Genomic DNA, 7392 nt, shown 5'->3' with positions numbered 1-7392 from the left:
AATGCGTATCGCTCAGATCCAGGACGCTCCCCTCCCGCAGGCGAGTTGCGGGTCGGCCATGCCCCCGGCATGGCCTGAACGATGCGGGGCATCGTTCACCCGCAACTTGGATGGGGGAGGGAAAGGCCACAAGCTCAAACGCTTGAGCCACTCTCATTCCTTTATAGGCTTAAAACTCGATCCCCTTTTGCGCCTTCACGCCCTGTTCCCGGAAGGGGTGCTTCACTTGCGTCATGTCGGTCACCAGGTCCGCCGCTTCGATCAGCGCGTCCGGGGCATTCCGCCCGGTAATAACCACATGCGTCATCGCGCCCTTGGTGCCGAGCACTTCCAGCACCTCGTCGACCGGCAGATAATCATAGCGCAGCACGATGTTCAGCTCGTCCGCGACGATCAGGTCGTAGGACGGATCGGCGATCATCCGCTTCACTTCCTCCCACGCGGCGCGCGCGGTGGCGATGTCGCGACTGCGGTCCTGGGTGTTCCAGGTGAAGCCTTCGCCCATCGCGTGGAAATCCACCTCGGGAAAGCGCGCCAGCACCGCGGCCTCGCCGGTGGTCATCGCGCCCTTTACGAACTGGACCATGCCGACGCGCATGCCGTGGCCGACCGCGCGCATCACCATGCCGAGCGCGGCGGTCGTCTTGCCCTTGCCCTTGCCGGTATGGACGATGATCAGGCCCTTTTCGGCGTCGCGCGCGGCGACCTTGCTGTCCTGCGCGGCCTTTTTCCTGGCCATGCGCTCGGCATGTTCGGCGTCGGTTCGCATCATTTCTCTCCTGAAAGCCGCAAGGGAAGCCCCGCCACCACCAGATCGGTCGCATCGCACACCCGCGCCAGCCGCTGGTTGAGCGTGCCTTGCGCATCGCGAAAGCGCCGGGCGAGCGCATTGTCGGGGACGATGCCGAAGCCGACCTCGTTGCTGACCAGCACCACCGGGCCGGGGGCGTCCCGAATCGCGGCGACCAGCGCATCGCCCGCCGCCGCCAAGTCCTCTTCGCCGAGCAGCAGGTTGGTCAGCCAGAGCGTCAGGCAGTCGACCAACAGCACCCGGTCGGCCCGGCTATGCTCGGTAACAGCGTCGGCCAGCGCCAGCGGCGCCTCCACCGTCTTCCAGCGTTCGTCGCGATCGGCCTGGTGCCGCGCGATACGGTCGCGCATCTCATCGTCCCAGGCCTGCGCGGTCGCGATGAAGCAGCCGGTGGGCGTCATCGCCTCGGCCAGCGCCTGCGCATGGCGGCTCTTGCCCGACCGGGCACCGCCGAGGACCAGCAGGGTGCGGGGCTTCGTCATGCCGGTCCGCATCGCGGGAGCGGGGCTGTGACGCAAGCGGAAATGGGTGCGCTGACCCATCATGGCGGGCGGATCGACGCGGCCAAGGCGCTGTTTCCTGACGCGCCGACGCCGTGGCTCGACCTGTCGACCGGGATCAACCCGGTGCCCTGGGCTCCTCCCGCCGGCTTGACGGTGGATGCCGCGCCCTTGCCCGATCGCAGCGCGCTCGCGCGGCTGGAGGCGTTGGCGGCGGCGCATTTCGGTGTCCCCGCCGAGCGCGTGGCGGCGGTGCCGGGAAGCGAAATGGCGCTCCGGCTGTTGCCGCTGCTGGGCGTAGGCGCGCCTATCGTCGCCGTGCAGCCAAGCTATGGCACGCATGGCGCGGTCGCGGGCCTGCGGGTCGATCATGTGGCGCTGGAGCACTGGACGGGGCAGGCGGGGAGCCTGTTGCTGGCCAATCCCAACAATCCCGATGGCGTCCATCGCTCGGCCGACCGGCTGGCGGCGCTGGGCGAGGTGCAGGCGCGGGTGGGCGGCTGGCTGATCGTGGATCAGGCCTTTGCCGATGCGATGCCGGACGAGGATGCCACTGGAGGGAAAAGGGTCGTGGCGTTGCGCTCGTTTGGTAAGTTCTTCGGGCTGGCGGGTGTGCGGCTGGGCTTCGTGATCGCTGCCCCGGACATCCTGTCGCGGCTGCGTGACTGGCTCGGCGACTGGCCGGTGTCCGCCCATGCCATCGCCTGGGGGAGCGCGGCCTATGCGGATCGTGCCTGGATCGCCGCGACGCGGATCGCCCTGGTCGAGCGGGCGGCCGCGCTGGACGCGGTTCTGGCGCGGCATGGCCTGATCGCGACCGGCGCCTGCCCGCTGTTCCGCATGGTCGAGACACACGGAGCCCCAGCCATCTTCCAGCGCCTGGGGGCGAAGGGGATTCTGGTCCGTCCCTTCGCCAATGCACCGGAGCGGTTGCGCTTCGGGGTGCCGGTGGCGGAGGATCTTCCGCGCTTGGAGGAGGCGTTGCGACATGGCTGACCCCGTGGCGCTGGTCGCGCTGGCGCTCGATGCCGCGATCGGCTGGCCGGACCGGCTTTATGCGCGGGTTGGGCATCCGGTGGGGGCGTTTGCGCGGTTCCTGAATTTTGCCGAGCGGTGGGGCAATCGCCCCGAGCGATCCGAAGGCGTGCGGCGCGGGCTGGGTGTCGTGACCATGCTGACGCTGATCGTGCTGACGGGCGCGGTAGCGTGGTGGCTCGACCGAGAGTCGCACCTTCTGCTTGGCCACTGGGGTTGGATCGCCAGTGCGGTGCTGGCCTGGCCCGCCCTGGCGCAGCGCAGCCTCTACGTGCATGTTCGGCCCGTGGCCGACGCCCTGTTGCGCGGTGACCTGCCCGCCGCCCGAGCGCTGGTCGCGCGCGTCGTCGGCCGCGACACCGAGCGGCTGGATCAGGCGGGCGTGTCGCGCGCGGCGATCGAGACGCTGGCGGAGAGTTTCTGCGACGGCATCGTCGCGCCGCTCTTCTGGCTGCTGTTGCTCGGCCTGCCGGGGGTGTGGGTCTATAAGGCGATCAACACCGCTGACAGCATCATCGGGCATAAGGAACCACGCTGGCGGGCGTTCGGCTGGGCGGCGGCGCGGATCGATGACGGGGCGAACTGGGTGCCTGCGCGGATCGCGGGTGTGTTCGTGTGCGTGGCAGGTGCGGGTGGCGGGGCGGTGATGACGCGCGATGCGCACGCCCATGCCTCGCCCAATGCCGGTTGGCCCGAGGCGGCCATGGCGGGGGCGCTGGGCGTCGCGCTGGCGGGACCGGTCGCCTATGACGGTGTGACCCAGATCAAGCCATGGATTGGGCGGGGGGGGCGGGCGGCGGCTCCCGCCGATATCGTCACCGCGCTGCAAATCTATGCGCGCGCCTGCCTGTTGCTGTGGGTGATCGCGGGGAGTGTCGCATGGCTGGCGTGATGATCCAGGGCACCGGCTCGGATGTCGGCAAGTCGGTGCTGGTGGCGGGGCTGTGTCGCCTCTTCGCCAATCGTAGCCTGACCGTCCGCCCGTTCAAGCCACAGAATATGAGCAACAACGCCGCCGCCACCCCCGATGGCGGTGAGATCGGCCGGGCACAGGCGACCCAGGCGATGGCGGCGCGAGTGCTCCCGCATGTCGACATGAACCCGGTGCTGCTGAAGCCGCAGGGCGACCGCACCTCGCAACTGATCGTGCGCGGGCAGGTGCGGGGGATGTTGCCCGCGTCGAAATGGCGCGAGGGGCGGATCGGGCTGCTGCCTGAGGTGGTCGAATGCTATCGCCGCCTGGAGGCGGAGTGCGATCTGGTGATCGTCGAGGGCGCGGGCTCCCCCGCCGAGGTCAATTTGCGCAGCGGCGACATCGCCAATATGGGCTTTGCCCGCGCGGCGGGAGTGCCGGTGGTGCTGGCGGGGGATATCGATCGCGGCGGGGTGATCGCTTCACTGGTCGGCACGAAAGCGGTGATCGCGCCCGAGGATGCGGCCATGATCCGGGGCTTTTTGGTCAACAAGTTTCGCGGCGACCCGGCGTTGTTCGCCGATGGCATGGACCTGATCGCGGAGCATACCGGCTGGCGCTCGCTGGGGTTGATTCCCTGGCTGGCGGATGCCGCGCGGTTGCCCAGCGAGGATGCGGTGGTGCTGGAGCGCGCGACGGCGGGGGCAGGTGGGCGGGTGGTCATCGCCTGCCCGATCACGCCGCGCATCGCCAATTTCGACGATCTCGATCCGCTTCGCCTGGAGCCGCAGGTCGATCTGGTCATGGTCCGCCCCGGCGAGCCCATTCCCGATGCCGCGATGATCGTACTGGCGGGATCGAAGGCGACCATCGCCGACCTGACCTTTGTCCGTGCGCAAGGCTGGGACATCGACATCGCCGCGCATGTCCGGCGGGGTCGGCTCGTGCTGGGGCTGTGCGGGGGCTATCAGATGCTGGGGCGCGTCGTGGCCGACCCGGACGGTTTGGAAGGTCCGGCGGGCAGCGTCGCCGGGCTGGGGCTGCTCGACGTCGAGACGGTGCTGACCGGCGAAAAGACGGTGCGGCCGGTCACGGGCGAGGCGCTGGGGGCCCGCTTCTCGGGCTATGAGATCCATCTCGGCCGCACCGATGGCCCGGATACCGCGCGTCCTGTCGGCCATCTCGCCGATGGTCGCGCGGAGGGGGCGATGCGTGCCGACGGGCTGGTCGCGGGCAGCTATATCCACGGTCTGCTTGGGCAAGCGGGGCAGCGCGCGGCGTGGCTGGCGCGGATCGGGGTGGCGGGGCAGGGGCCCGATCACCGCGCCGATGTCGATGCCGCGCTCGACGCCATCGCCGCCGTGTTGGAGGCGCATGTCGATGGCGACGCGCTGTTGCGGATCGCTCAGGGCACCCAATAGGCGAGGGTGGCGATCAGCAGCCCGGTCTCGGTCAGTTCGATCCCCGCGCCATGCACGTCGCCGGTCATGCCGCCCAGCTTGCGCCGAAACCAGCCGAGCAGGCCGAGCGTCAGCATCGGCGCCATGGCTAGCGGGGGAAAGACGTATCCCACCGCCAGCACGGCGACGATCCAGCCGATCAGGTCGAACGGGCGCACCGCGCGCGCGACCAAGGCCCCCAGCCCGCCGGGGCGCAGCGGTGGCAGGAAATGGGCCCAGACCAAGGGCCCGATCCGCGCCGCCGCCGGGATCAGCGCCAGCATCGGCCACGCTCCGGCAGGCAGGCCGTGAAGCAGCACCAGCTTGGCCAGAAGCTGAGTCACCAGCGCCACCACGCCGAAACTGCCGATGTGCGGATCGGCCATCACCGACAGCAGCCGCGACCGGTCGCCATGCGCCGCGCCCAGCCCGTCGGAGAGGTCCGCCAACCCATCCAGATGCAGCGCCCCCGTCACCCAGACCCAGGCGACCAGCGCGGCCAGCGCTCCGGCCCAAGGATCGATCCGCGCGCCCAGCCACAGGGCGCCCGCGACGATGGCCCCGATGACCAGCCCGGCGACCGGATAAAGCCGGATCGCCCGCGCGAAATCGGCTTCGTCCGCCTGGACACGCGGCATGGGCAGGCGGGTGAGAAAGCTCAGGGCGAGGATCAGCGCCTTCATCCCGTCACCAGTCCCGTCACCTGTGCCGAGCGAGGACTGCCGTTCCAGACATCCAGCGTCACCAGGCTGGCATAGGGCAGGGCAAAGGCCCAGATCGTGCGGGTATCGAACCCGCACAGCACATGCAGCGCCGCCCGCATCGCGCCGCCATGGGTCACGACCAGCGTCGGCTCGGGCGGCAAATCGTCCAGCGCGGCCCGCACCCGCGCGGCCAGATCGGACCAGCGTTCGCCGCCGGGGGGCGGGGCGGCGTCGGGGTCATCCCAGAACCGGCCGAGCGCCTGCGGATCGATCTCCGCCGCCGCCAGCCCGTCCCAGGCCCCGAAATCCAGTTCCCGCCAGCGCGGATCGATCTCGACCGGGCCGACCGCTTCGGCACAGGCGCGTGCGCGCGATAGGTCGGAGGTGACGCGGCGCGCGACATCCAGTCCGCTCGCGCGCGCGGCGCAGGCGGCGATGCCCTGCGCCGTCGCCGGGCTGTCGGTGCGCCCGAGCATCCGCCCCACCAGCTCGGGCTCGCCATGCCGGAGCAGGTGGAGGCGAAAGCCGGTCACGCGGTCGCCACGCCCGCTTCGGCAAAGGTCGCCATGCCGTCATGCGCGGCCAGGGCCGAGCGGATGACCTGCACCGCCACCGCCGCGCCGCTGCCTTCGCCCAGCCGCATCTTCAGCGACAGGATCGGCTCCAGCCCCAGACGCGCGAGCAGCAGCGTATGGCCCGGTTCGGCCGAGCAATGGCCCGACAGGCAATGGGCGGAGATGTTGGGATTGGCCGAGGCGAGCGGCGCGATGGCCGCCGTGCCGATAAAGCCGTCGAGCACGACCGGAATCCGCTTGATCCGCGCCGCCAGCACCGCGCCCGCCATGGCGGCGATCTCGCGTCCGCCCAGGCGACGAAGGATTTCGAACGCGCTGGTCAGATGCTCGCGGTGGAGCGTCAGGCCCTCGGTCACCGCCATCGCCTTGCGCGAAAGCCCCTGCGCATCGACGCCGGTGCCGGGACCGACCCACAGGGCTGCGTCACCCCCGAAGCTCGCGGCGGCCAGCGCGGCGGCGGGGGTGGTGTTGCCGATCCCCATCTCGCCCAGCACCAGCAGGTCGGCGTCGCCCACCGCCTCGGCCCCGGCGGTCAGCGCAGCCAGGCATTCCGCCTCGCTCATCGCCGGACTGGTGGTGAAGTCGACGGTCGGCCGGTCGAGATCGAGCGGGACGACGCTCAGCTCCAGGCCCGCCGCCGCCGCCAGTGCGTTGATCGCGGCCCCCCCGGCGATAAAATTGGCGACCATCTGCGCCGTCACTTCCGCCGGAAAGGCGCTGACCCCGCGCGCGACGACGCCGTGATTGCCTGCAAAGATAACGGCGCGGCCGCGCGTGATCCGGGGGTGCTCCACCCCCTGCCATCCGGCGAAGAAGACCGCGATATCCTCCAGGCGGCCGAGCGAACCGGGGGGCTTGGTCAACTGCCCCTGGCGGTGGGCGGCGGCGTCGCGGGCGGCCATGTCGGGCTGGCTCAGGCTGTCCAGCGCCGCCTCGAAGGCGGCGACGGTCGGGAACAGGGTCATTCGACGACAAATCCTTCCGGTGGCGTGCGGGTGAGGAAATGGCCCTTCACCCCTTGCGGCCATTGCTTGTACGGCACCTGTCCCCACTCGCTGTCGGCATAGGCGCGGGCATAGTCCAGAATGGCGCGGGCGGCCTCGTCATCGGGGGCGAACTTGCCCATGACATAGCCGACCTTGCCGGGGCAGCGCAGGTGGACGGTGCAATAGGACTGGCAGGCGAAGAGGCAGGGCATTTCCTCGACCGCGACATCCGCATAGGCCGGGTCGGACGCCTGGACCCGGCGCAACGCCTCGACCAGCAGCGCGCCGCCGCGCTTGCCTTCGTCATTCTCGCGGGTCTCGTCGGACAGGCGACAGGTGTTGCAGGCGACCACGGCGGGGCCGTTCGCGGCGGGCTTCAGCATCGGACAGGCTTGGTCATTCGGGGCATATCTCCACAGGCGCTGTCGT

The 7392-nt window shown here is 70.3% G+C and carries 9 protein-coding genes; 3 read left to right on the top strand and 6 right to left on the bottom strand.

The window, feature by feature from the left end:
* Positions 1–169: 169 nt before the first annotated feature.
* Positions 170–769 (bottom strand): cob(I)yrinic acid a,c-diamide adenosyltransferase, encoded by a 600-nt coding sequence (cobO, locus tag SSA01S_RS07850; RefSeq protein ID WP_419836518.1) that lies wholly within the window; start codon positions 767–769, stop codon positions 170–172.
* The gene (gene cobU / locus SSA01S_RS07845) at positions 769–1293 is read right to left on the bottom strand and encodes a bifunctional adenosylcobinamide kinase/adenosylcobinamide-phosphate guanylyltransferase (RefSeq protein ID WP_061779979.1); all 525 of its coding nucleotides are present in this window, start codon (positions 1291–1293) and stop codon (positions 769–771) included. Before cobU ends, cobO begins: the two co-directional genes overlap by 1 nt.
* Before the next feature lie 27 nt (positions 1294–1320).
* Here cobU and SSA01S_RS07840 point away from each other — a divergent pair, with 27 nt between their 5' ends.
* Genes SSA01S_RS07840 through SSA01S_RS07830 form a run of 3 tightly spaced genes read left to right on the top strand, consistent with a single transcriptional unit; the run spans position 1321 to position 4680 of the window.
* Positions 1321–2307, top strand: a complete 987-nt coding sequence (locus SSA01S_RS07840) for a threonine-phosphate decarboxylase (RefSeq protein ID WP_334316360.1) — start codon at positions 1321–1323, stop codon at positions 2305–2307.
* A complete protein-coding gene (gene cbiB / locus SSA01S_RS07835) occupies positions 2300–3238 on the top strand; it encodes an adenosylcobinamide-phosphate synthase CbiB (RefSeq protein WP_061779946.1) in 939 nt (312 codons plus the stop codon). The genes SSA01S_RS07840 and cbiB overlap by 8 nt, the downstream gene beginning before the upstream one ends.
* On the top strand, positions 3226–4680 hold the full coding sequence (locus tag SSA01S_RS07830; RefSeq protein WP_061779945.1) for a cobyric acid synthase: 1455 nt from the start codon (positions 3226–3228) through the stop codon (positions 4678–4680). The genes cbiB and SSA01S_RS07830 overlap by 13 nt, the downstream gene beginning before the upstream one ends.
* Here the strand turns inward: SSA01S_RS07830 and cobS are convergent.
* Genes cobS through SSA01S_RS07810 form a run of 4 tightly spaced genes read right to left on the bottom strand, consistent with a single transcriptional unit; the run spans position 4665 to position 7346 of the window.
* Positions 4665–5381 carry an adenosylcobinamide-GDP ribazoletransferase gene (cobS, locus tag SSA01S_RS07825; RefSeq protein WP_061779944.1) on the bottom strand — a complete coding sequence of 239 codons (717 nt, stop codon included), beginning with the start codon at positions 5379–5381 and terminating at the stop codon, positions 4665–4667. The two genes, SSA01S_RS07830 and cobS, sit on opposite strands and share 16 nt — an antisense overlap.
* The gene (locus SSA01S_RS07820; RefSeq protein ID WP_061779943.1) at positions 5378–5935 is read right to left on the bottom strand and encodes a histidine phosphatase family protein; all 558 of its coding nucleotides are present in this window, start codon (positions 5933–5935) and stop codon (positions 5378–5380) included. The genes cobS and SSA01S_RS07820 overlap by 4 nt, the downstream gene beginning before the upstream one ends.
* The gene (gene cobT / locus SSA01S_RS07815; RefSeq protein ID WP_061779942.1) at positions 5932–6942 is read right to left on the bottom strand and encodes a nicotinate-nucleotide--dimethylbenzimidazole phosphoribosyltransferase; all 1011 of its coding nucleotides are present in this window, start codon (positions 6940–6942) and stop codon (positions 5932–5934) included. Before cobT ends, SSA01S_RS07820 begins: the two co-directional genes overlap by 4 nt.
* Positions 6939–7346: a DUF1636 domain-containing protein gene (locus SSA01S_RS07810; RefSeq protein WP_061779941.1), complete on the bottom strand. Its 408-nt coding sequence runs from the start codon at positions 7344–7346 to the stop codon at positions 6939–6941. The genes cobT and SSA01S_RS07810 overlap by 4 nt, the downstream gene beginning before the upstream one ends.
* Positions 7347–7392 lie beyond the last annotated feature (46 nt).

The sequence above is a fragment of the Sphingomonas sanguinis NBRC 13937 genome (genome assembly GCF_001591005.1).
Lineage (GTDB): Bacteria > Pseudomonadota > Alphaproteobacteria > Sphingomonadales > Sphingomonadaceae > Sphingomonas > Sphingomonas sanguinis.
This window is presented reverse-complemented; position numbering and strand designations above follow the sequence as displayed.